21 protein-coding genes and 1 tRNA gene are annotated in these 20,210 nt (G+C 66.4%); 8 read left to right on the forward strand and 14 right to left on the reverse strand.

What is annotated here, in order from left to right; translation table 11 throughout:
* Window positions 1–83: 83 nt before the first annotated feature.
* Window positions 84–515: an MAPEG family protein gene (locus VGK20_15850; GenBank protein HEY2775515.1), complete on the reverse strand. Its 432-nt coding sequence runs from the start codon at window positions 513–515 to the stop codon at window positions 84–86.
* A gap of 127 nt (window positions 516–642) precedes the next feature.
* On the opposite strand from VGK20_15850, the gene VGK20_15855 reads away from it, so the two are divergent.
* Window positions 643–1,674, forward strand: a complete 1,032-nt coding sequence (locus tag VGK20_15855; GenBank protein HEY2775516.1) for a hypothetical protein — start codon at window positions 643–645, stop codon at window positions 1,672–1,674.
* 662 nt (window positions 1,675–2,336) lie between these two features.
* Window positions 2,337–3,311 carry a DUF1566 domain-containing protein gene (locus VGK20_15860; GenBank protein HEY2775517.1) on the forward strand — a complete coding sequence of 325 codons (975 nt, stop codon included), beginning with the start codon at window positions 2,337–2,339 and terminating at the stop codon, window positions 3,309–3,311.
* 150 nt (window positions 3,312–3,461) lie between these two features.
* Here the strand turns inward: VGK20_15860 and VGK20_15865 are convergent.
* From VGK20_15865 to acs, 6 genes are all read right to left on the reverse strand, one after another.
* Window positions 3,462–3,538 (reverse strand) — tRNA-Arg (locus VGK20_15865).
* Window positions 3,539–3,592: 54 nt separating this feature from the next.
* Complete coding sequence (locus VGK20_15870) at window positions 3,593–4,753, reverse strand: DNA polymerase IV (protein ID HEY2775518.1); 1,161 nt, start codon at window positions 4,751–4,753, stop codon at window positions 3,593–3,595.
* A 25-nt stretch (window positions 4,754–4,778) separates the two neighbouring features.
* Window positions 4,779–6,023 carry an aldo/keto reductase gene (locus VGK20_15875; GenBank protein HEY2775519.1) on the reverse strand — a complete coding sequence of 415 codons (1,245 nt, stop codon included), beginning with the start codon at window positions 6,021–6,023 and terminating at the stop codon, window positions 4,779–4,781.
* 15 nt (window positions 6,024–6,038) lie between these two features.
* Window positions 6,039–6,338 (reverse strand): hypothetical protein, encoded by a 300-nt coding sequence (locus VGK20_15880; GenBank protein ID HEY2775520.1) that lies wholly within the window; start codon window positions 6,336–6,338, stop codon window positions 6,039–6,041.
* 167 nt (window positions 6,339–6,505) lie between these two features.
* Window positions 6,506–7,921 carry a cysteine--tRNA ligase gene (gene cysS / locus VGK20_15885; protein ID HEY2775521.1) on the reverse strand — a complete coding sequence of 472 codons (1,416 nt, stop codon included), beginning with the start codon at window positions 7,919–7,921 and terminating at the stop codon, window positions 6,506–6,508.
* 35 nt (window positions 7,922–7,956) lie between these two features.
* Complete coding sequence (gene acs, locus VGK20_15890; protein HEY2775522.1) at window positions 7,957–9,900, reverse strand: acetate--CoA ligase; 1,944 nt, start codon at window positions 9,898–9,900, stop codon at window positions 7,957–7,959.
* Window positions 9,901–10,053: 153 nt separating this feature from the next.
* Here acs and VGK20_15895 point away from each other — a divergent pair, with 153 nt between their 5' ends.
* The 6 genes from VGK20_15895 (at window position 10,054) to VGK20_15920 (ending at window position 14,071) form a co-directional block, all read left to right on the forward strand.
* Window positions 10,054–10,953 (forward strand): ATP-binding cassette domain-containing protein, encoded by a 900-nt coding sequence (locus VGK20_15895; protein ID HEY2775523.1) that lies wholly within the window; start codon window positions 10,054–10,056, stop codon window positions 10,951–10,953.
* Window positions 10,950–11,726 (forward strand): lipid asymmetry maintenance ABC transporter permease subunit MlaE, encoded by a 777-nt coding sequence (gene mlaE / locus VGK20_15900; GenBank protein ID HEY2775524.1) that lies wholly within the window; start codon window positions 10,950–10,952, stop codon window positions 11,724–11,726. The genes VGK20_15895 and mlaE overlap by 4 nt, the downstream gene beginning before the upstream one ends.
* Window positions 11,727–11,730: 4 nt before the next feature.
* The gene (mlaD, locus tag VGK20_15905; protein HEY2775525.1) at window positions 11,731–12,252 is read left to right on the forward strand and encodes an outer membrane lipid asymmetry maintenance protein MlaD; all 522 of its coding nucleotides are present in this window, start codon (window positions 11,731–11,733) and stop codon (window positions 12,250–12,252) included.
* Window positions 12,249–13,043 carry a VacJ family lipoprotein gene (locus VGK20_15910; protein ID HEY2775526.1) on the forward strand — a complete coding sequence of 265 codons (795 nt, stop codon included), beginning with the start codon at window positions 12,249–12,251 and terminating at the stop codon, window positions 13,041–13,043. The genes mlaD and VGK20_15910 overlap by 4 nt, the downstream gene beginning before the upstream one ends.
* Window positions 13,040–13,672: an ABC transporter substrate-binding protein gene (locus VGK20_15915; GenBank protein ID HEY2775527.1), complete on the forward strand. Its 633-nt coding sequence runs from the start codon at window positions 13,040–13,042 to the stop codon at window positions 13,670–13,672. Before VGK20_15910 ends, VGK20_15915 begins: the two co-directional genes overlap by 4 nt.
* A 240-nt stretch (window positions 13,673–13,912) precedes the next feature.
* Entirely contained in the window at window positions 13,913–14,071 is a 159-nt protein-coding gene (locus VGK20_15920) for a Flp family type IVb pilin (GenBank protein ID HEY2775528.1), read from the forward strand.
* Between the two features lie 103 nt (window positions 14,072–14,174).
* On the opposite strand, the gene VGK20_15925 is transcribed toward VGK20_15920, so the two are convergent.
* The 7 genes from VGK20_15925 to VGK20_15955 form a co-directional block, all read right to left on the reverse strand.
* The gene (locus VGK20_15925) at window positions 14,175–14,936 is read right to left on the reverse strand and encodes an SDR family oxidoreductase (GenBank protein HEY2775529.1); all 762 of its coding nucleotides are present in this window, start codon (window positions 14,934–14,936) and stop codon (window positions 14,175–14,177) included.
* Window positions 14,933–16,060, reverse strand: a complete 1,128-nt coding sequence (locus VGK20_15930; protein ID HEY2775530.1) for an acyl-CoA dehydrogenase family protein — start codon at window positions 16,058–16,060, stop codon at window positions 14,933–14,935. The genes VGK20_15925 and VGK20_15930 overlap by 4 nt, the downstream gene beginning before the upstream one ends.
* A gap of 40 nt (window positions 16,061–16,100) precedes the next feature.
* Window positions 16,101–16,715, reverse strand: coding sequence for a DUF4340 domain-containing protein (locus VGK20_15935; GenBank protein ID HEY2775531.1), 615 nt, complete (start codon window positions 16,713–16,715; stop codon window positions 16,101–16,103).
* Window positions 16,712–18,079, reverse strand: a complete 1,368-nt coding sequence (locus VGK20_15940; protein ID HEY2775532.1) for a GldG family protein — start codon at window positions 18,077–18,079, stop codon at window positions 16,712–16,714. The genes VGK20_15935 and VGK20_15940 overlap by 4 nt, the downstream gene beginning before the upstream one ends.
* Window positions 18,076–18,822: an ABC transporter permease gene (locus tag VGK20_15945; protein ID HEY2775533.1), complete on the reverse strand. Its 747-nt coding sequence runs from the start codon at window positions 18,820–18,822 to the stop codon at window positions 18,076–18,078. Before VGK20_15945 ends, VGK20_15940 begins: the two co-directional genes overlap by 4 nt.
* Complete coding sequence (locus VGK20_15950; GenBank protein HEY2775534.1) at window positions 18,819–19,772, reverse strand: ABC transporter ATP-binding protein; 954 nt, start codon at window positions 19,770–19,772, stop codon at window positions 18,819–18,821. Before VGK20_15950 ends, VGK20_15945 begins: the two co-directional genes overlap by 4 nt.
* A gap of 106 nt (window positions 19,773–19,878) precedes the next feature.
* Entirely contained in the window at window positions 19,879–20,139 is a 261-nt protein-coding gene (locus VGK20_15955; GenBank protein HEY2775535.1) for a hypothetical protein, read from the reverse strand.
* Window positions 20,140–20,210: the final 71 nt, after the last annotated feature.

Raw genomic sequence — 20,210 nt, forward strand, 5'->3', positions numbered from 1 at the left:
ATTGCTCCATCCCGATGTCGCCCGGCGCCGCAGGCGGCCCGGCCGGCCGGTATCGACGCCGCCCCGGGAGCCAGCCGGGCCCGTTATGACGAGACCAGCCGCACGAAAAGGCTTGCCCAAAGCAGGGACAGCACGGCGTTGCTGGCGAAGTAGAGCCGGAAGCGCATCAGCACGGTGTTCGACGTCAGGTGCACGTAGCTGTGGGCATAGCGCAGAGCGACGTACGCCCACGCGCAGCCGATCATCCACGCGTTCGATTGATGGGTCACGTACGTGAGGATGACGATGACGTAGAACAGCACCGGCATTTCGAACAGGTTGATGAAGTGCCGCGTCACGACACGGATGTGGTCCGGCTCCTCGCCTCCCTGGTAGAGACTGTAGAAGCGCGGGTCGATCTGGCCGCTGCGCACCGCGCCGAACCGCGCCCTGCCGAGGCGCATGAAAACGACTGCCGTCAGCGCGAACATCGCGAACAGCGGGAAGAGGACCTGGTTGGAGGAGGCGTCAGGCATGGTGGGCAAAACCTGCTCTCTGCCCGCGGCCAAGGCAAGGAACCGGCGCCGTGCTCCGGGGCACACCGCTTGACCGAACCGCGGCCCCCGGCGTAAATTCCGTCGGCTTTCGGGAGGGATACCGACGATGAGATTCGCTGCGCTTGCAAACATTCTGGCCGTTCTTGGCGCCCAGGCGGCGATTGCCGCGACAATACCCGCGGAGTTCGTCGTCGAGGCGAAACCGCTCAAGAGTGCGACCGCAACCGACACGGTTACCGCCAGTCTCTACTCCGATTCCGCGTGCACCTCGCTCGTCGCAACGACGGGTGCCGTTGCATTGCAGGATGTCGAGCTCACCGAGAGCCTGAAGCCATTCAAGGCGAAATCGGCCACCGAAAAGCCGCCGGGCACCGTGCGCATGCATTTCACCTTCAGCACTTCGCCGCCGTCGGGCGACCTTTTCCTCTCGGTCACGGGCAGCGTAGCGGGAGCGGTCGTAGGCTATCCGTCGGCGTGCCAGCCGCAGCAGCCCGTAAGCGACGCGCTCGCGGTCATCTGCCAGCAGCTCGCGGGTACGCCCGCGTGCGACCTGGCGTCCACGATCCGAAACGTGGCGGCCACGCCGGTCAAGATTTTCTCGGTGACGAACAGCGGTTCCGGCGGGTCGTTCGGAAACCGTGCCGCCACGACCGCCACTTGTGCCGCGGCGGCTGTGAGCCAGGGCCTTTCGTGCACTTCCACGCTTGCGCTGCTGGCGTACACCGGCGGCGACGACATCGCGTCGATGCCCTCGAACCACGGTGTGCCATCGGGCGTGCCGATCGTCGCGGCCGGATCGCTCACCAGGATCGCCAACGACTGGAATGATTTCCTGGACGGAACCTGGAGCACTTGCCTCGGGGGATTCTGCGATCCGAACGGTCCGGCGCCAGCCGGCCTCTCTCTCGCCGACGGTATCTTCCTGACTGGCGCGAACAACGATGGCACGGTCGACGCGGCCAACAACTGTACAGACTGGAGCTCGACCACCGGGACCTTCAGTATTGGTAGGAATGACTGTTACGGTGCGAGTGGGTCATTGTTCTGCAACTCCGGACAGACGCTGGCGACAGCTGTCTGCAACAATCCGCTGTGCTGTGGAGTTCCGCAGGGCGCGATGCTCTGCCTCTGCTACTAGGCGAGACTTCGCGGCACGTGCGAACCAGCGAGCGGGAGATCCTGGGCCGTGGCGTCTGGATCTCGCCGCTCGCCAGCTCGCGGCTCGGGCGCGGCCGGAGGGATTCGAACCCCCGACCTACGGGTTCGAAGTCAGATCAGGACGATGACGAAACGTTGGTCTGACGAGCGGTTGCGTGTGAGCACGCGCACTTAGCGTTTTGCAGACTTCCACCGGCTTCGATCACTTTCGACTACTTTCGGTCACCAACTGACACCACTACTGCACCAGCTCGCGGCGGCACGTGTGCTGCGTGCTCGCCGAGCTGGTCAACGTGGACGCTCCGCCCACATCGTTGCGGCTGCGTAGAGCGACGCAGCGAGCCGAGCCCAGGACGACGGTGCAGAGGACATGGTGAGCGTTGCTGGCCGGCGGCAAGGGCGGGAGGCGAAGGGGACGCGGGGCCGCTGCTCGCTGACACCGGCCGACCCGATGCCAACCCCACCCCGTCGGCACCCGGGGTGAACACCCCCAGCGACCTCGATTCTGAGCCTGAAGGCTCTCGGATAATCGCGCAGCAAAAATGTAGTCGATTTATGCACCGGGCTCTTGCGGCCTGGACACGATGGCTCTGGGCACCGATCCGACTCGCTTCAGCCGTGACCGGGGCCAACCATGGGGGTATGCGAAAGACACTCACAACCGTTGCCATTGCCGCCATGATTCTGAGTGAAGGCGTGGCTCTGGCTTCTGACCGGGCGCTCTCCTGCGAGGCTGCCAAGCTCAAGCTCGCGGCAAAGTACGGCTTGTGCCGACTTTCGGCCGAGTCGACGGCAACAAAGCTGAGCGAGTCTCCCGACTATTCAAAGTGCAGCCTAGCAAAGTTCTCGGATGCGGAGGCGAGAGCCGTCGGCCAGTGCCCGACTCTCGACGACCAGTCCGCCATTCAGATCTTCATGGACGACTTGACGGTACGCATGGGGGACTGGTTCGCCGGCAGCGGCGACCTCACCATCACCTGCCCGGCCGACCTTGTGACCTGCCAGTCGGACCTCGCGGCCAGCCTGTCTGACTGCGTGGCAAGCCTGCGCCCGCCGCTGAGCAGCGGCCAAACTGCCTGCTACGATTCCTCGGGAACTGTGATCGCCTGCGGCGGCACAGGACAGGACGGCGAGTTGCAGAAAGGGGCGCCGCACAGTTTCACCGATAACGGCGACGGAACGATCACGGACAACACGACGAGTCTGATGTGGGAAAAAATCTCGGACGACGGGACGATCCACGACCTGGACAACTACTACAGCTGGACTGACGCGTTCGCGGTAAAAATCGGAACGCTCAACTCGCAGAATTTTGCCGGCCACAACGATTGGCGCCTGCCAAACCTTCCGGAAATTGAGTCCATTCGGAATATCGGCGGTATGAGTCCTGCCACATTCTCGGTGTTCCAGACCGGGTGCGCGCCGGGTTGCAGTGTCTTGACTTGCAACTGTACGCTGGTGGACGCTCGGGGCGGGCTCTTCTGGACCTCCTCGACGTTCATGAACTCCGAGGATGCGTGGCTCATGCTCTTCGACACCGGGCGATCCATCGGAGAAGGCCGATCGAGCTATTGGTACAACATGCACAACGTTCGTGCCGTTCGCGGCGGCCTCTGAGCCGTATCGCGACGGACGGCTGCGCCGTGCGGCTCTCCGTCGTGTCGGCGGCACCATTGCCTCCAGCTTCGCGCGCCCTCGCAGCCGCAGCGCCATGCCCAACGGGCGCAGGCTACCCCGGGGCCACCGCCTGGATCGAAAAGGGAAACCTGGCGCGGCCGGAGGGATTCGAACCCCCGACCTACGGGTTCGAAGCCCGACGCTCTATCCAGCTGAGCTACGGCCGCGCAGGGGCGCGAAGCTACGCAGCATGCGCGGCCGAAGCAACGGGTCGCTGCGCGTCAACGCTCCGGCCGGCTTCCCCGCGTCACTGCGCCGGGTCCGAAGCGGGAGCGAAGATCGTCGAGGGCCTTGTTGAGATTGTCACGCCGGTCGTCCTCTTCCGACCGGAACAATCCGAGCTGGGCCGGCCTTGCGCCGTCGAGGTTGGTCACCTGCACGCCGACCAGGCGGATGGCAGGATGCACCTTGTCCGCGCGCCACAGAGACGTCGCTGCCGCAGCGATGGTCGGTCCGTCGTCGGTCGGCGCATCGAACGTCGTCGAACGGGCGATGAGCTTCCAGTCGGCCTCGGGTCCCGACGGCCGCCACTTGAGCGTAACCGTGCGGCCGCGGCGCGACTCGCGCCGAAGGCTTCGCGCCACCGTCTCGGCATGCGCGAGGATCATCGCCTCGATCAGCTCTTCGTCGGTCGCGTCCTCGGCGAACGTGTTCTCTTCCCCGTACGACATGCGGCTGCGCGAGGACTCCACGGTGCGAAGGTCGTCGCCGCGCGCGAGCGCCTGCAACGCGGGTCCCCACGAGCCGAGCTCTCGCGCGATGCGGTCGCTGTCGAAATCGGCAAGCTGTCCGATCGTCGCGATGCCGAGCGCGTGCAGGCGGCGCTCGGTGGCCGGTCCTACGCCCCAGATCTCGGCCACCGCGAGCGGCCTGAGGAACGCGTTCGCATCCGCTTGCGCAACCAGCAGCACGCCGTCGGGCTTGGCGCGCGCCGACGCGATCTTCGCGACGAGCTTTCCCGGCCCGCCGCCGACCGAAGCGGCAAGCCCGAGCTCCGCGCGAATGTCGGCGCGAAGACGCCGGCAGATTTCCTCGATTCCGCCGAACAGCCGGAGCGAGGCGGCGACGTCGAGATACGCTTCGTCGAGCGACAGCGGCTCGACCAGCGGCGTGTAGCGATAGAAGATCTCGCGCACGTCGGCAGCGATGGTCGCGTAATGCGACATGCGCGGCGTGAGGAACACTGCGCCCGGGCACAGCCGCCGCGCCTGCGCCGTCGGCATCGCCGAGCGCACACCGAATGGCCGCGCTTCGTAGGAAGCCGCGCAGACGACGCCGCGCTTTCCGAGCCCGCCGACGACGACGGGCCGCCCGCGCAGCGACGCGTCGTCGCGTTGCTCGACGGATGCATAGAACGCGTCCATGTCGGCGTGAAGGATCACGGCCTCACGATGCGGCGGGTGCGCCTCAGCAGGAAGCGGGGCCGAGCAGGCGGTGCGCTTTGCCCATGCGGTCGCGGATCGGAATCTGGAAGGGGCAACGCGACTGGCAGGGGGCCGCGCACGACGCGCAGGCGTCCGCCTGGTGACCGGCGCCGAGAGCCGCGTACTTTGCCATCGCGACCCTCTCGCTGCCGTAGCCCTCGTAGTACATCGAGTAGCGCAGGATGTCGTCGATCGGCAGGGAGGCCGGGCAGGCGTCCAGGCACTGGCCGCAGCCGGGCCGGCAGTACTGGCGCGTGACGAGCTCGTCGTAGCGCTCGAGCAGCGCCAGGTCCTTCGGCAACGCCGGCTTGCCCGAAGCGAACAGGTACTCGTCGAGCTGGGACGCTTTCCAGATCGACACGACCAGGCCGCTGACCTTCGGATTGGATTGCACCCACTTGAAGGCAGCCTGCGTGAAGCTGTTCCTTTCGTCGGGCGTAAAATCCGACAGCACCGTGTGGTAGGCGCCCTTGAGCGTCTTCATCGCAACGAAGCCGACGCCGCGGGCGTGAGCTTTATCAATGATATTCGAAAGATCGGGCCAGTTGTTGAAGTTATAAGCGACCATGATGACCGAGAAGCGGCCGCTGTCGACCGCGTGGTTCATCACCGTTTCCAGCTCCGGAGTGTGGCTGGAGACCCCCATGAAGCGGACCTTGCCCTGCTCTTTGAGCCGGTCGAAGGCCTCGTGGAAGGACGGCGCCATCAGGCGGTCCAGGTCGTTGCAGGCGTGGACGTGGCAGAGGTCGAGGTAGTCGGTGCCGAGGCGCCCGAGGCTCGCCTCGACGGCCGCGATGATGTCGGGGACTTTCGCATCGGTGGGCAGGTGGCCTGCCGGTGTGCAGAACTTGGATGCGAGAAAAACCTTGTCGCGGCGGCCCTTGATGCCTGCCCCTACGACGCGTTCCGATTCGTTGTCCGAATAGTCCGGCGACGTGTCGAAATAATTGATGCCGCGGTCGATCGCCGTGCGGATGACTTCACTGTCGCGCACGTGCCCGCAGCCGAACGAGATGTCCGACATTTTCCACCCGGTGCTGCCGAGCGGCCGGTACGACTGGACGGACGAGCCCGACCACTGCGGGCGCGGCGAATCGGCCTCCGTCGGAGCCGGAAACGCGAGAAAGAACTGGGTGCGGTAGTGAAGAAGGGAGCCGATTCCGAAAAGCCCCGAGAAGAGGCCGGCCCGTCTGAGAAACTCACGACGGCCGGCCTTCTCGGTGCTCATCGATCCTGGCCTGCGTCAGGTCTGATCGTTGTCGGACTGGGGCTTCGGAGCCGACGGCTTGCCTTCGCTTCCGGCGCCCGGCGTTGCGGGCGCTGTCGGAGCGGCGGGAGCGGCCGAGCCGGCGCCTGCTGCCGGGGCAGCGGGCTTGGCGGCATCGCCCGGCATCGCAGGCTTCTCGGCCGGCGCAGCAGGCTTGGGTTTCGGCGCTTCGGCCGCCGGGGCCGTCGCGGGCTTCGGGGGTTCCGATTTCGTGCAGGCAGCCACTCCGCAGACAAGCAGAGCCGCGGCCATTCCGATGAGAATCCTGGTGGACATTGGTATTTCGCCGCCTCCTTGCAGTGACACCGGTCTTTCTAGCATCGCATTGCGTTCAGCCCAAGCCGGGGCCGGACGCCGATATGGGGCCATCCACTTCGCTGTCGGCGCATCGTCGCTTTGGGCGCTTCCGGCGCTATCCAACGCCATGCAATTGGAAAGCCTCTTCATGCCCGGCGCCAGGTCGTGCCGGCGGGGCCGTCCTCCAGGACGATACCCTGCTGGAGCAGGTCGGCGCGAATGGAGTCGGCGCGGGTGAAGTTCTTCGCTTTGCGCGCCGCCAGGCGCTCGCCGATCAGGGCTTCGATGGCCGCGGGGTCGAGGCCGGCGCGGGAAGCGCCCCGGGTATTGTAACGCTCGAGGAACGCGGCGGGAGACTCGCTGGCCAGGCCGAGGGCGCGGCCGACGGCGCGGATCACACCGGCGGCGCGCGAGGCTGTCGCCCCCTCCCCCGCATCCATCGCGCGATTCGCGTCGCGTACCGCATCGAACATCAGGGCGACCGCGCGCGCGGTGTTGAGATCCGCGTCCATCACTTCGACGAGCGCCGCGGCTTCGGGTGCCTCCGGTCCGTACTCGGGAATGGCCAGGCCCGCCTCTTCCACGCGAGCCAGCGTCTCGTACACGCGGACCAGCGCGCGCGTCGATTCGGCGATCCCCGACGGGCTGAAATCGAGCGGCGTGCGGTAATGCACCGAGATCAGGTGAAGGCGCAGACCTTCGGCCTCGACTTCGCGCAGCACGTCTTCGATCGCGAAGACGTTGCCGAGCGACTTGCTCATTTTCTCCTGGTCGATGCGCACGAACGCGTGATGCACCCACCAGCGCGCGAACGTCGTGTCATAGGCTCCGGCCGATTGCGCCAGCTCGTTCTCGTGGTGCGGAAAGATCAGGTCTTCGCCGCCGCCGTGGATGTCGAAGGTGCGCCCGAGATAGCGCATGCTCATCGCCGAGCATTCCAGGTGCCAGCCGGGACGGCCTTCGCCCCACGGGCTCGGCCACGACGGCTCGCCGGGCTTCGCCGATTTCCAGAGCGCGAAATCCATCGGGCTTCTCTTGCGCTCGTCGAGGTCGACACGCGCGCCGGCCATCAGGTCGTCGAGATTGCGCCCCGAAAGCGCGCCGTAGGCACGAAAACTTTCGACGGCAAAATAGATGTCGCCGCCGCCGGCATCGTACGCCAGGCCTTTTTCCTCCAGAGCGCGCACCAGCTCGAGCATCTCAGCGATGTGGTCGGTCGCACGCGGCTCGAGGTCGGGCTTCGCGCAACCGAGCGCCGCAAGATCGCGGTGCATATCGGCGATGTAGCGCTCGGTCAGCGCCTTCCACGGTTCCCCGCGCTCGCTTGCACGGTGGATGATCTTGTCGTCGATGTCGGTGATGTTGCGGACGAAGTGGACGTCGAACCCGCGCCAGCGCAGGTAACGCACCATCGTGTCGAAGAACACCAGCGAGCGCGCGTGCCCGACGTGGCAGCGGTCGTAGACCGTGATGCCGCAGGTGTACATCGAGATCCTGCCGGGCTCGAGGGGCACGAAAGGCTCCTCGCGGCGGGTGCGCGTGTTGTAGAGGACCAGGCTCACGATTCCTTCTCGATCGGCGCGCGTGGCCGCGGCGCCTACTCCTCGCTCTCGCGCAGGCGCGCGAGCACCGTGTAATCCTCGAGCGTCGTCGTATCGCCGCTGCTCTCGCGTCCCGCCGCGATGTCGCGAAGCAGGCGACGCATGATCTTGCCGCTGCGGGTCTTCGGCAACGAGTCCGTGAACCGGATGTCGTCAGGCTTGGCGAACGAGCCGATTTCCTTTCCGACCCACGCCTTGAGCTCGGCCTCCAGCTCCTTGCTCGCCTTCTGCCCCGGTCCGAGCGTGACGAACGCGGCGATGGCTTCGCCCTTGAGCTCGTCGGGCCTTCCTACGACGGCCGCTTCGGTGACAGTCGGGTGCCCGACCAGCGCGCTTTCGACTTCCATCGTGCCGATGCGGTGGCCCGAGACGTTCATGACGTCGTCGATGCGGCCCATCACCCACAGGTAGCCGTCTTCGTCGCGACGGGCGCCGTCGCCGGCGAAGTACATGTTGCCGAAGCGGCTCCAGTAGTTCTGCACGTAGCGGTCCGGATCGCCGTACACGGTGCGCAGCATTCCGGGCCACGGCTGGCGAATCACGAGGAATCCGCCCTGGTTGGCGTCGCAGCTTCGGCCGTCGGCATCGACGATGTCGATGTCGATGCCCGGAAGCGGGATCGTGCAGGACCCCGGCTTGGTGGCCACCGCACCGGGAAGCGGAGAGACCATGATGCCACCGGTCTCGGTCTGCCACCACGTGTCGACGATGGGGCAGCGATCGCCGCCGATCGTCTCGCGGTACCACATCCACGCTTCGGGATTGATCGGCTCGCCGACGCTGCCGAGAAGGCGAAGGCTCGACAGGTCGTGCTTCTTCGGATGCTCGTCGCCCCAGCGCATGAACGAGCGGATCGCGGTCGGCGCCGTGTACAGGATCGTGATCCGGTGCTTCTCGATGATGGACCAGAAGCGGTCGGGAGCCGGGAAGTTGGGCACTCCTTCGTACATGACGGCAGTGGCGCCGTTGAGCAGTGGTCCGTAGACGAGGTAGGTGTGCCCGGTGACCCAGCCGCAGTCTGCGGTGCACCAGTAGACGTCGTCGTCCTTCAGGTCGAAGACCATGCGCGTCGTGTGGAACGCCTGCACCATGTAGCCGCCGGTCGTGTGGACGACTCCCTTCGGCTTTCCGGTGGTACCCGACGTGTACAGGATGAACAGCGGGTGCTCGGCCTCGACGGGCTCCGCGTCGGCCGGCGTCGCGGTCTCCACGACGTCATGCCACCACACGTCGCGGCCCGGCTTCCACTCGATGGCGTTGCCCGCACGCTTGAGCACGACGACGTGCTCGACGCTCGGGCACTGGGCCGCCGCCTCGTCGACGATGCCTTTGAGCGCGAGCACGCTGCCGCGCCGGTAGCCGCCGTCGGCGGTGACGATGACTTTCGTCTTCGCGTCGTTGCAGCGGTCCCTCAGCGAGTCGGCAGAAAAACCGCCGAAGACCACCGAATGCGTCGCGCCGATGCGCGCGCACGCGAGCATGGCCACCGGAAGCTCGGGCACCATCGGCATGTAGATGCCGACGCGGTCGCCCTTTTGTACGCCGAGCGCACGCAGGGCGCCGGCAAAGCGGCAGACCTCGCGGTGAAGCTCCTCGTACGTCAGCTTCCGCGTCTCGCCCGGCTCCCCTTCCCAGAGGATTGCCGTCTTGGTGCGATGCGGGCCCGACAGGTGACGGTCGAGGCAATTGAAGCTGAGATTGGTCGTCGCACCGTCGAACCAGCGCGCGAAAGGCGGCTTCCAGTCGAGCACTTTCGTCCACGGCTGGAACCACGTGAGCTCGCTGGCAATCGATGACCAGTACGCTTCGGGGTCGGCTGCGGCCTGACGGCGCATCTCGGTGTATTCATCGGCGCTGCCGACGCGCGCCGTCGCGGCAAACGATGCCGGCGGCGCGAAGACGCGCGACTCCTGAAGCTGGGACTCGATGTTGTCGGCCATGAGGGTGAAGCTCCGCGCGAGGCTGGCCCAGTCGTAGTGACCCGGGACTGTCTGGTCCGCGGCGGGGTTCTAGCGGCCGAGCAACTGAATGTAAACGCACTGCGACCGCAAGCGGCTCGACTCAAAAGCCCATTACAGTTAAGGACTTTCCCGGTGGGGATCCAAGTACATGACGAAGGCCGGACCCGCGCTGCCGCCGCCGTCGCGGGCATCGGCGCCGCCGCCATCGACGCTGCCTCCAGGGGCTCCGCCAGCGTGCGACTCGCCGGCGTTCACATGTCTTACGGGCGTCGCCCGGTGCTGCGCGGCGTCTCCTGCGATTTTCCCGCCGGGGCGATCACCGTGGTGCTCGGCGGCAGCGGCAGCGGCAAAAGCACCATCCTCAAGCTGATCGGCGGCCTGATCGCCGCGAGCGCGGGCAGCATCGAAGTCGCCGGGCAGAACATCGTCGGACTTCGCGAGTCGGACCTGTACGTCCTGCGCCGCCGCCTCGGAATGATGTTCCAGAACGGCGCGCTGCTCGACTCGATGTCCGTGTTCGACAACCTCGCGTTCCCGCTTCGCGAGCACGCCGGGATTGCCGAGAAGGACATTGCCGACCGGGTGCACCAGAGCCTGGCCGCGGTCGGTCTCGAGGACGTCGACGATCTTCTTCCGCGCGAGCTTTCGGGTGGGATGGTCAAGCGCGTCGCGCTGGCGCGCGCGCTCGTGCGACAGCCCGACATCCTGCTCGTCGACGAGCCGTTCTCGGGCCTGGACCCTCTTTCGACCAAGCTCATCGAAGCGCTGCTCGTGCGCATCAACCGCTCGGGGCACATGACCATGATCGTGGTATCGCACCACATCCCGTCGACCATCCGCATGGCCGACCGCATCGTGCTGCTGCTGCCGGATGCCGTGATCGAAGGTGCTCCGGGCGAGCTCCAGCACAGCGCCGACGCGCGCGTGCGCCGTTTCCTTACCGAGGAGACCGACGATTCGGACGCGGTGCTTGCCAGCGTCGCCGAGTTCGAACAGGGCGAACGCCGGCCCGAGCGGAGTCCCCACGCGTGACCGCAGCCGTCTCCCGACTCGGGCGCTCGGCCAACGGCGTCATCGACGAGCTGGGCCGCATTGCCGGCTTTGCCGCGAGCATCCTCCTCGTCACGCTGAAGCCGCCTCTTCGCTTCGGCGAGTTCTGGACCGAGCTGTTCAAGATCGGCGTCCTGTCGATCCTGATCATCTGCGTGTCAGGCGTGGCAGTCGGCATGGTGCTCAGCCTGCAGGGCTACACGACACTGGTGCGCTTCGGTGCCGAGAACTCGCTCGGCGCAGTCGTCGGGCTCAGCCTGATCCGCGAGCTCGGGCCGGTGCTCACGGCGCTGCTGGCCACCGGCCGGGCAGGCTCGTCGGTCACTGCCGAGATCGGTACAATGAAAGCCACCGAGCAGCTCGACGGGCTGCGCATGATGGCAATCAACCCCGTGGACTACGTCGTGCGGCCCAAGGCGTGGGCGATGGCGGTCGCGATGCCGCTCCTGTCGGCAATGTTCATCACGTCCGGCATTTTTGGTGGATGGTTCGTCGGGGTGAAGCTCATGGGCATCGACGGCGGCACCTACATGTCGAGCATGCAGAACGCCGTCGATTTCCGCGACGACGTTGCCGGAAGCCTGCTCAAGGCCGTAGTGTTCGGGGTGCTGGTCGCGCTGATCTCGACCTACCGGGGATACACGGCCCAGCCGACGTCGTCGGGCGTCAGCTCGGCGACCACCTCGACGGTGGTCATCGCATCGGTGAGCGTGCTGATCTTCGATTATATTCTGACCGCGCTATGGGGAGTGTGAACCAGTGAGCTCCAACGGCAGCACACGCGACTTCGTCACCGGACTTTTCGTCCTGGCAGGCTTCGTCGCCCTCGCCTATCTTTCCTTCACGGTAGGAGGCCTGCAGTACAAGGGCGAAGGCGGACTGCCGGTCTACGCGCTGTTCGACCAGATCGCAGGGCTCAAGCCGAAGTCGCCCGTGGAGATCGCGGGAGTGCGCGTAGGGCAGGTCAGCCGCATCTCGCTCGACGACCAGTTTCGCGCTCGCGTCGACCTCGACCTTGACAAGTCGCTGAAGATCCCGGTGGACAGCTCGGCAGCGATCGTGACGGCAGGCATCCTCGGAGACCGCTACATCCAGCTGACCCCGGGCGCCGAGGACGCCCTCCTCAAGCCGGGCGAACAGATCGCTTACACGGAAAATGCGCTGGTGCTCGAGCGACTGATCGGAAAGTTCCTCGTCAACATCGGCGGCGACAAATCGAAGGACTCGGCAGAATCCAAGCCGGCCGGCGACGACGCCGGCGGCCACGGAGCCAACCCATGATGTGGATGTCGAAACGGCATGCCGGAGCGCCGAAGCGACGGCTCAGCGCGGTTCTCACTCTTGTACTGATGGCGATTGCGTGCACCGGCGCACGCGCCGACGACTCCGCGCCGGACCCGCTGGTGAAGGTCAACCGCGGGATCTTCCGATTCAACGACGCGCTCGACCGCCACGTTCTGGAACCGGTCGCGCGGGGTTACGTCCGGGCGGTGCCGGACATCGCGCGGCGCGGGATCTCCAACTTCTTCTCGAACCTTTGGTTCCCCGTCACGTTCGTCAATTGCGTGCTCCAGGCCAAGCCACAGGCCGCAACGCAGAGCCTGGCGCGCTTCATCATCAACACGACGGCGGGCGTCGGGGGCTTCGGCGATCCGGCAACCCTGGTCAAGGTGCCCTCGCCCGACGAAGACTTCGGCCAGACGCTCGGCTACTGGGGCGTCCATCCCGGGCCGTTCCTGATGCTGCCGCTCCTCGGTCCCTCCGACGTGCGCGACACTTTTGGGCGCATCGCCGATTCGGTTACCCCCGTGTGGCCGTTCTTCGTGCCATGGTACGCCACCAGCTCGAGCAGCGGGCTCAACGTGGTCAACACCCGCGCGAAGTACATCGACAACGTGAAGGCGCTTCGCGAAAGCTCGGTCGACTATTACGCGGCAGTGCGGAATGCTTACCTGCAGCGCAGGCAGGCACTGGTCGAGGACCGCGTCGGCACCTCCGAGCAGAAGATGACGACGCAGAGCGAAGAGGACCTGTATTACCCCGCCGGCGGCACGGAGCAGAACGAAAAATGAAACGACTTGCCATGGCCATGGCCTTCGTTGCGACCATGAGCGCGGCGGGCGCCGCTGCGCCGGCCGCCGCCGCGACCGAATCTCCCGAGCAGTTCGTCGAACGCACCTCCAAGGACGTGCTCGCGATCCTGCGCGACCCCGCCCTCGCCCACGACGCGAAGATCGTCCGCCTCCAGAAGATGATGGACGAACGCAGCGACTTCGACACGATCTCCAAGCTCGTCCTTGCGTCCCACTACCGCCAGTTCAGCGACGGGCAGCGAATGGACTTCGTCGAGCTGCTGCACCGCTACCTGACGACGACGTACGGGCAGCAGATCGACAACTACGGCAACGAGACCGTCTCCGTGACCGGCGGCCGCGCCGAGGCGCGCGGCGACTACACGGTGCAGACCAGGATCAAGCGCAACAACGGGCAGGACCTGTCGGTCGAATACCGCCTGCGCAAGGTCGGCGAAGACTGGCGCCTGATCGACGTGATCGGCGAGGGCATCAGCCTCGTCTCCAACCTTCGAAGCCAGTTCGGCGAAATCCTGAACGACGGCGGCCCCGACAAGCTACTCAAGGTGCTTCGCGAGAAGAACGCCGCCGGCAAGCCGGCCGACCTGCCGGCTGCGAAGAAGAGCTAAGCGCCGAACCCCCCGACTGGTGCGACGACACCCTCCCCATCCGGGGGAGTCTCGCCGTCGCGATATGGAAGGGTTCACACAGATCGCGTCGATGTTTGTGCCAGTGCCTTCGCACACCACCGCACATCCCGCTGCGTATCTCCCAAAAACTTATGGCTGATGTTGGAATGGCTGCTACCATCGAGGCTCGAGGCGGGAGGGGACAGTCCCCCTCCCCTGAGCAGCGGGAGGATCAGGCCAATGAATGCTCTGTCGGGATTTCTCAATGATGAGTCTGCCGCGACGGCGCTCGAGTACGCATGGCTGGCGTCACTGATCTCGATCGCATCGGTCGGCGCGCTCAGGATCATCGGGACCAAGCTGTCGTCGAACTTCAGCACGATCTCTGCGAGCCTCTGACGCGAGGCACACGCCGGCCGGCATGACGCCGGGCCGCTCGCAAGCGGCGTGTTGGACTTCCATTTTTCGTTCGTGAGGTCGCGGTTCTCGAATCGAGCCGCGCTCAGCCGACCATTGTCAATCCGCCGGAGACTGACAGCACCTGTCCGGTGATGTAGCCCGCATCGTCCGAAAGAAAGAATGCGATCGCACCGGAGATGTCCTCCGGCCTCGCCACGCGGCCGAGCGGAATCGAGCGCGTCATCGCCTCGATGATGCGCTCGCCGTTGGGGCGGCTTCTCACCGAGTCGAGCAGATTGGTGTCGGTAGGACCGGGGCAGACGGCGTTGACGAGGATGCCGTTGCGCGCCGCCTCGCGCGCCAGCGTCTTGACGAATCCGAGCAGTCCCGCCTTCGCCGCTGCATAGACCGCCTCGCCGGTGGATCCGACGCGCGCCGCGTCCGAGCTGATGCAGACGATGCGCCCGCTGCCGAGCGCGACCATCCCCGGCAGCACCGAGTGCGTGACGTTGAGGGTGCCGACGAGATTGACGTCGAGGATCACGCGCCAGTCGCGCGGATCGCTCTCCTTGAACAGCGACAGGCGGTCGATGCCGGCGTTGTTGACGAGGCCCCACGCGCTGCCGAGCTCCGCGCTGGTGCGGTCGCGTGCAGCGTCCACCGAGTCGCGCCGGCTGACGTCGCAGTCGATTGCGACGGCGCGGCCGCCGTGGTCGCGGATTTCGGCGGCAGTGTGCTCGGCGTTGTCGCGGTCCAGGTCCCAGACGGCGACGGCAAAACCGTCACGCCCGAGGCGCACGCTCGTCGCACGGCCGATGCCGGCGCCTCCGCCGGTGACGATCACGGTCCGGTCGCTCGTTGTCACGCCGCTTCCTCCAGCAGGCGTGCGACCAGCTCGCGATTGAGCGTCGCATCGCCGTAGGTCTGCTCGTCGGCCTTGAGCCGCTTGAAATAAATGTGCAGGTCGTGCTCCCAGGTAAAGCCGATGCCGCCGTGCAGCTGCACGGCGTCTGCCGCCACGCGGGGGCAGGCATCGCTGGCGAATGCCTTGGCCATTGCGGCCGCCAGCCGCCGGTCCGCGGCTCCCGTGTCGCAGGCCCACGCGGCGTAATAGACGAGGGAGCGGGCGTGCTCGACCGCCACTTTCATGTCGGCGCAGCGGTGCTGAATGGCCTGGAACGTCGCGATGGCGCGACCGAACTGCTCGCGAATGCCGACGTACTCCACCGTCATTGCCAGCGCCCGGTCGGCGGCGCCGACCATGCCCGCGGCCATCGTAACCTTGGCGCGGTCGATCACCGAATCGAGCAGCGCCGGGTCCTGCGCATCACCGCCGAGAAGGCAGCCGGCCTCGAGGCGCACGTTGTCGAAATCCAGCGTGAACAGCCGGCGGGTACGATCGATGGTCTGCATCGGGGCGACCGCAATTCCCGGCATGTCGGTCGGCATCGCGAACACGCCGAGCCCGGAGTCGAGCTGCGCGACGACGATCAGGGTGTCGGCCTCGCCGGCGTCGGGTACGAACAGCTTGGTTCCGCGCAGCACCAGCGAGGAGCCGTCGCGGGCCGCGCGCATCGCGATGCCGTCGCTGCTCCAGAGTCCTCGCTCTTCGGAGATCGCGCACGCGATGCGGCGCTTTCCGCCGGCAATCTCCGGCACCAGCGCCCGTTGCTGGGCGTCATCCGCCGCCGCCAGCACCAGCGGCAGACCGAGCGAAACCGTCGTGGTCCACGGACCCGGTAACGCGACCCGGCCGCCTTCTTCGGCCGCCAGCACGAGGTCGAGAAGCCCGAGCCCGCTTCCTCCGAGATCTTCGGGTACCGCCAGGCCGATCCAGCCGAGGTCGGACAGGCCTTGCCACGCGGCGTGCGTGAATCCGCTGTCGTCCTCGAGCATCGCTCGCGCGAACGAAACCGGAAGTTCGCGCGCGAAGTAGTCCCTCACCGCATCGCGAAGCTGCTCCTGGTCCGCCGTCAGGCCGAAATCCATCGCCGTCTCCCGTGGGTGCCGCGAGATCGAATGCGACTCTTCACTCGGCAGCGCCGTCGCCGCCGCCGGGCTGCACCGCAGGCGCCGATCCGGCCGGTGCCACCGGCTCGGCGACCCCGCCGCCGCCTTTCTGGCGTCGTATGTTCTCGAACACGAGGTCGATGTAGTACATCGAGTTCAGGCCGATCAAGGCCACCTCGTCCTTGCCGGAGCGTTTGGCGTAGACGGCCGTGCGCGTCGGGCTCAAATCGCCGAGCACGATCGTCGAGACCAGGGTTCCCTGCTGCTCGATGCGGATGCGCGCGCGCGGCGGCACCAGGCCGAACTGTCCTTCGTGCTCGACGCCCTTTTCGACGATCTCGATCGGCGGCAGCGTCGCGAAGCTCTCGAGCACCGCATCGACGACGTCGCCGGGAGGCGAGACTCCCTCGGGCTCGGTGACGATCCAGCGGCCGTCCTTCTTTTCGAACTGCACGGCCAGCCCGTCCTTTTCCATGCGCACGCGATCGATGCGCTCCGGCACCGCTTCGAGAAACGGCATGGACTCCGGCGTCGCCGGCGCGACGGCCGCTTCCCACTGCTTGCGGATCCCGGCCAGATGCAGCGTCAGCACCGCCGCAAGCGTCCAGTACAGCACGATGCGCGGCCAGCTCACGTCGCGAGTCTCCGGCGCACGAACACGGCGATGCCGACGAGAAGAAAGATTCCCGGCTCCCACAGTACGGCCGCACCGAACACCGAGTCGGCGTCGGACTGGCTGATGAAGAGCTGGTTCTTGCCCGGCGTCTTCTGCTCGGGCCGGTTGCCCATCAGGTCGTCCTCGCGGGCGAGCCAGTTGACGCTGTTGACGAGCAGATCCTTGTTGCCGAGGTAGTCGAGGAAGCGGTTCGTCGCGAAATCGGAGTCCCCGAAGACGACGAGCCGCGTCTGCACGCCTTGCTGCGACGCCTTGGGAGCGCGCTCGACGACGACGGCGGCCACCGGGATCGGGCCGTTGACGTCGCGTCCGGCGACGAAGTGCGCATCGCCGGTCTCGACGATCTTCGGGTCGAAGGTGGCCCAGCTGTGCGGCCCGGTCCTCAGCAGCGTCGTCGCCTCGCGCCCGGCCTCGACGTTGTCGCGCGCGACCACCGCAGCGGCCAGCGAGAACAGCGGCGGGGCCTTCAGCGTCGACGAGATCAGGTGCTGGTGGTTGACGTCCGAGAGCACCGTCGACCACGGCTCTCCGCCGGCCATGCGATTTTCCAGATCGATGACGATGTTCGCGCCGACCTCGATGCCGTGGCTGCCGAGCAGCGCGACCAGGCGCGGCGCACGGAACGGGTCGATCATCACGAACAGCTTGCCGCCCTTGTCGAGCCAGCGTCCGAGCGCTGCGGTTTCGCTCTCGAGCAGGTCGCTCTGCGGCCCGGGGATCACGACGACGTCGGCGTTGGCGGGAACGTCACCGACCAGGGTCAGCTTCTCGACGTCGAACGACTCGAGCTGCAGCGCGTCGCGCATCACCGAGCAGCCTTCGTGGCGATCCGTATTGTCGAGATCGCACTCGCCGTGGCCCGACAGCACGAAGATCCTCTTCGGCTCCTGCATGACCTTGAGCAGCGCGGACATCAGCAGCGATTCGGAAGGGTTGCTGAAGTCGGCGCGCTTGCCGGCGGATTCGACGACGGTGGATCCGTAGGAGCTGACGCCGTACTGGGCCGCCATCGCCGGGTTGCGGTTGACGTCGACGACGTCGTAGTCGATCAGCGGGTTCACGCGCGAGACCTGCCACAGCAGGTCCTTGAGGAACGGATTGCGCGCATCCTCGGTGCGGATGAATGCGCGGATCTTGACCGGCTTCTTGATCTTCGCGAGCACCTGGCGGGCGTGGTCCGACAGCGTGAAGCGGTCGCCGGCGCTCAGGTCCCAGCGCACGTTGTAGATGTACGTCTCGGTGACGAGCGCCATCAGCAGCCACAGCAGGCCAAGGGTAGCCGCCGCGAGCTGGCCCCACTTGATCCAGGACCGCGAGATCACCGCCGTCCCCTCCACTGCCGCGATTCCATCGAGCGCATCGTCAGCCAGCCCGACATCACGACGATGGCGACGTAGTAGGAAACGTCCTTGAGGTCGACGACGCCGCGCGAGAACGGCTCGAAATGATCGTACGCACAGAGTTGGGAGACGAAGCCGAGCCAGTCGCCGGGAACCGCCGCTTCGTTCCACGAAAGGTTCCACAGCAGCAGAATGACGCCGTACGTGAACATCGCCGCGATCAGCTGGGTTTCGGTCATCGACGACAGCCAGATTCCGATCGAGACCATCGAAGCGATCAGCAGCAGCAGGCCGAGGTAGATCGCCACGAGTTGGCTCAGGTCGAAGTGCTGCACGCGCCAGATCAGGTACGGGTAAAGCGCCGTCGAGCCGACGATCACGATGAACACCGCCATGCAGGCCAGGAACTTGGCGGCCAGGATCTGGAAGTCGCGCAGCGGCGCCGTGTACAGGAGCTCGATCGTGCCGAGGTGTTTCTCCTCGGCGTACACGCGCATCGTGATCAGCGGGATCACGGTGATGATCACGCGCACGATGTCGGCGTACAGGCGCTGCCACAGGTGCTCGACGATGCTCTCGCCGAAGCCGAACGTGATGAACGCATTCAGGTTCGTGTAGAAATAGTAGCCGGACAGCGCCAGGAACACGGCGCCGACGAAGTACACCAGCGGCAGCATGAAGAAGCCCTGCAGCTCCTTGACCAGCAGGGCCACGAAGGACCTCACGCCGCCGTCTCCCGGCTCGAAGACCGCGCCAGGATGTCGACGAAGAGGTCTTCGAGGCTCATCAGATGCGGGCTGATCTCGTGCACGGCGCAGCCGCGATCGACGAGGCTCTTTGCCAGCGCGGGGCGCACGGCGCCGCCGCTCCTGCTGCGCACGGTCAGCGTCAGCGTTCCGTCGGGCGATCTCTCGGTGACCTCGACGTCGTCGATGCCGGCCACTTCGCGGATGGCAGCGACGACCGTGGCCTCGCCGCCGCCGACCCGTACCATCGTCTCCCCTCGCCCTGCAGTCTTCTCGGTCAGCCCTTCGACCGAATCCTCGGCGATCACCTTGCCGTGGTCCAGGATCAGGACGCGGCGGCAAGTGACGCTGACTTCCGGCAGGATGTGGGTCGACAGCAGGACGGTGGCCAGGCCGGCCAGCGTACGGATGAGCGCGCGGATCTCGACGATCTGACGGGGATCGAGTCCAACGGTGGGCTCGTCGAGGATCAACACCTGCGGCTGGTGGATGATCGCCTGCGCGATTCCGACTCTCTGCCGGTAGCCCTTCGACAGCTTTCCGATCTGGCGGCCCGCCATCGACGTCAGGCCGCAGACGTCCATGGCGTCCGAAACCGCGCTGCCGACGTTGCCCTCGAGGCCGCGCACCTTGGCGATGAACGCCAGGAAGCCCTTGACGGTCATGTCCGGATACAGCGCAACCCGTTCCGGCAGATAGCCGATCAGGCGCCTCGCTTCGCGGGGATGCTCGATGACGTCGATGCCGGCCAGGCTGCAGGTGCCCGACGTCGGCGCGAAGAAGCCGGTCAGCATGCGCATGATCGTCGTCTTGCCCGAGCCGTTGGGGCCGAGCAGGCCGACGATCTCGCCGGGCTCGATTCGGAACGAAACGTCGTCGACCGCGCGGAAGCGGCCGTAGTCCTTGGTCAAATTCGTTGCCTGGATCACGCGCTGGTTGCCGCCGTCGCAGCCGTCTCAGATATAGCCGTCCCCGACGGCGTTCAACCGGGGGTTGGCACCAGGGGTCTGCCGATGGCCCCTTTCCCGCGGCCGGCTAGCGAAGCAGGCTCGCCAGAATCGACACGAAGGTCCCGAGGCTCACGCCCCACAGGATGTCGCGCTGCGCGGGAGAAACGTTCGAGGAGGCAAATTCGCTGGCAGCGGCCCGTACGAAGAACAGAAGCGAGACGACGCCGAGGGCAACGTTGTAGCCCGCGACGCTCTCGTTGCCCTTGGCAGCGCCGATGGTCTGCGACAACCGGAACAGGGTCGCCAGGAACGTCGCGACGGCGATGATGCGGATCGTGCGCAGCATGATGCAGGATTACCGGCGGCCGGACACACACCGGCGCCGGGAGCGGCAGCCTTCGGTGAGCGCGGCGCCGG

It is taken from the genome of Candidatus Binatia bacterium (assembly GCA_036493895.1).
GTDB lineage: Bacteria > Desulfobacterota > Binatia > UBA1149 > CAITLU01 > DATNBU01.

Excerpts from the sequence above, each read along its gene's own strand:
- VGK20_15850 (HEY2775515.1), bottom strand. The coding sequence starts at position 515 with ATGCCTGACGCCTCCTCCAACCAGGTCCTCTTCCCGCTGTTCGCGATG.
- VGK20_15855 (HEY2775516.1), top strand. The coding sequence starts at position 643 with ATGAGATTCGCTGCGCTTGCAAACATTCTGGCCGTTCTTGGCGCCCAG.
- VGK20_15860 (HEY2775517.1), top strand. The coding sequence starts at position 2,337 with ATGCGAAAGACACTCACAACCGTTGCCATTGCCGCCATGATTCTGAGT.
- VGK20_15875 (HEY2775519.1), bottom strand. The coding sequence starts at position 6,023 with ATGAGCACCGAGAAGGCCGGCCGTCGTGAGTTTCTCAGACGGGCCGGC.
- VGK20_15880 (HEY2775520.1), bottom strand. The coding sequence starts at position 6,338 with ATGTCCACCAGGATTCTCATCGGAATGGCCGCGGCTCTGCTTGTCTGC.
- acs (HEY2775522.1), bottom strand. The coding sequence starts at position 9,900 with ATGGCCGACAACATCGAGTCCCAGCTTCAGGAGTCGCGCGTCTTCGCG.
- VGK20_15910 (HEY2775526.1), top strand. The coding sequence starts at position 12,249 with ATGATGTGGATGTCGAAACGGCATGCCGGAGCGCCGAAGCGACGGCTC.
- VGK20_15915 (HEY2775527.1), top strand. The coding sequence starts at position 13,040 with ATGAAACGACTTGCCATGGCCATGGCCTTCGTTGCGACCATGAGCGCG.
- VGK20_15920 (HEY2775528.1), top strand. The coding sequence starts at position 13,913 with ATGAATGCTCTGTCGGGATTTCTCAATGATGAGTCTGCCGCGACGGCG.
- VGK20_15930 (HEY2775530.1), bottom strand. The coding sequence starts at position 16,060 with ATGGATTTCGGCCTGACGGCGGACCAGGAGCAGCTTCGCGATGCGGTG.
- VGK20_15955 (HEY2775535.1), bottom strand. The coding sequence starts at position 20,139 with ATGCTGCGCACGATCCGCATCATCGCCGTCGCGACGTTCCTGGCGACC.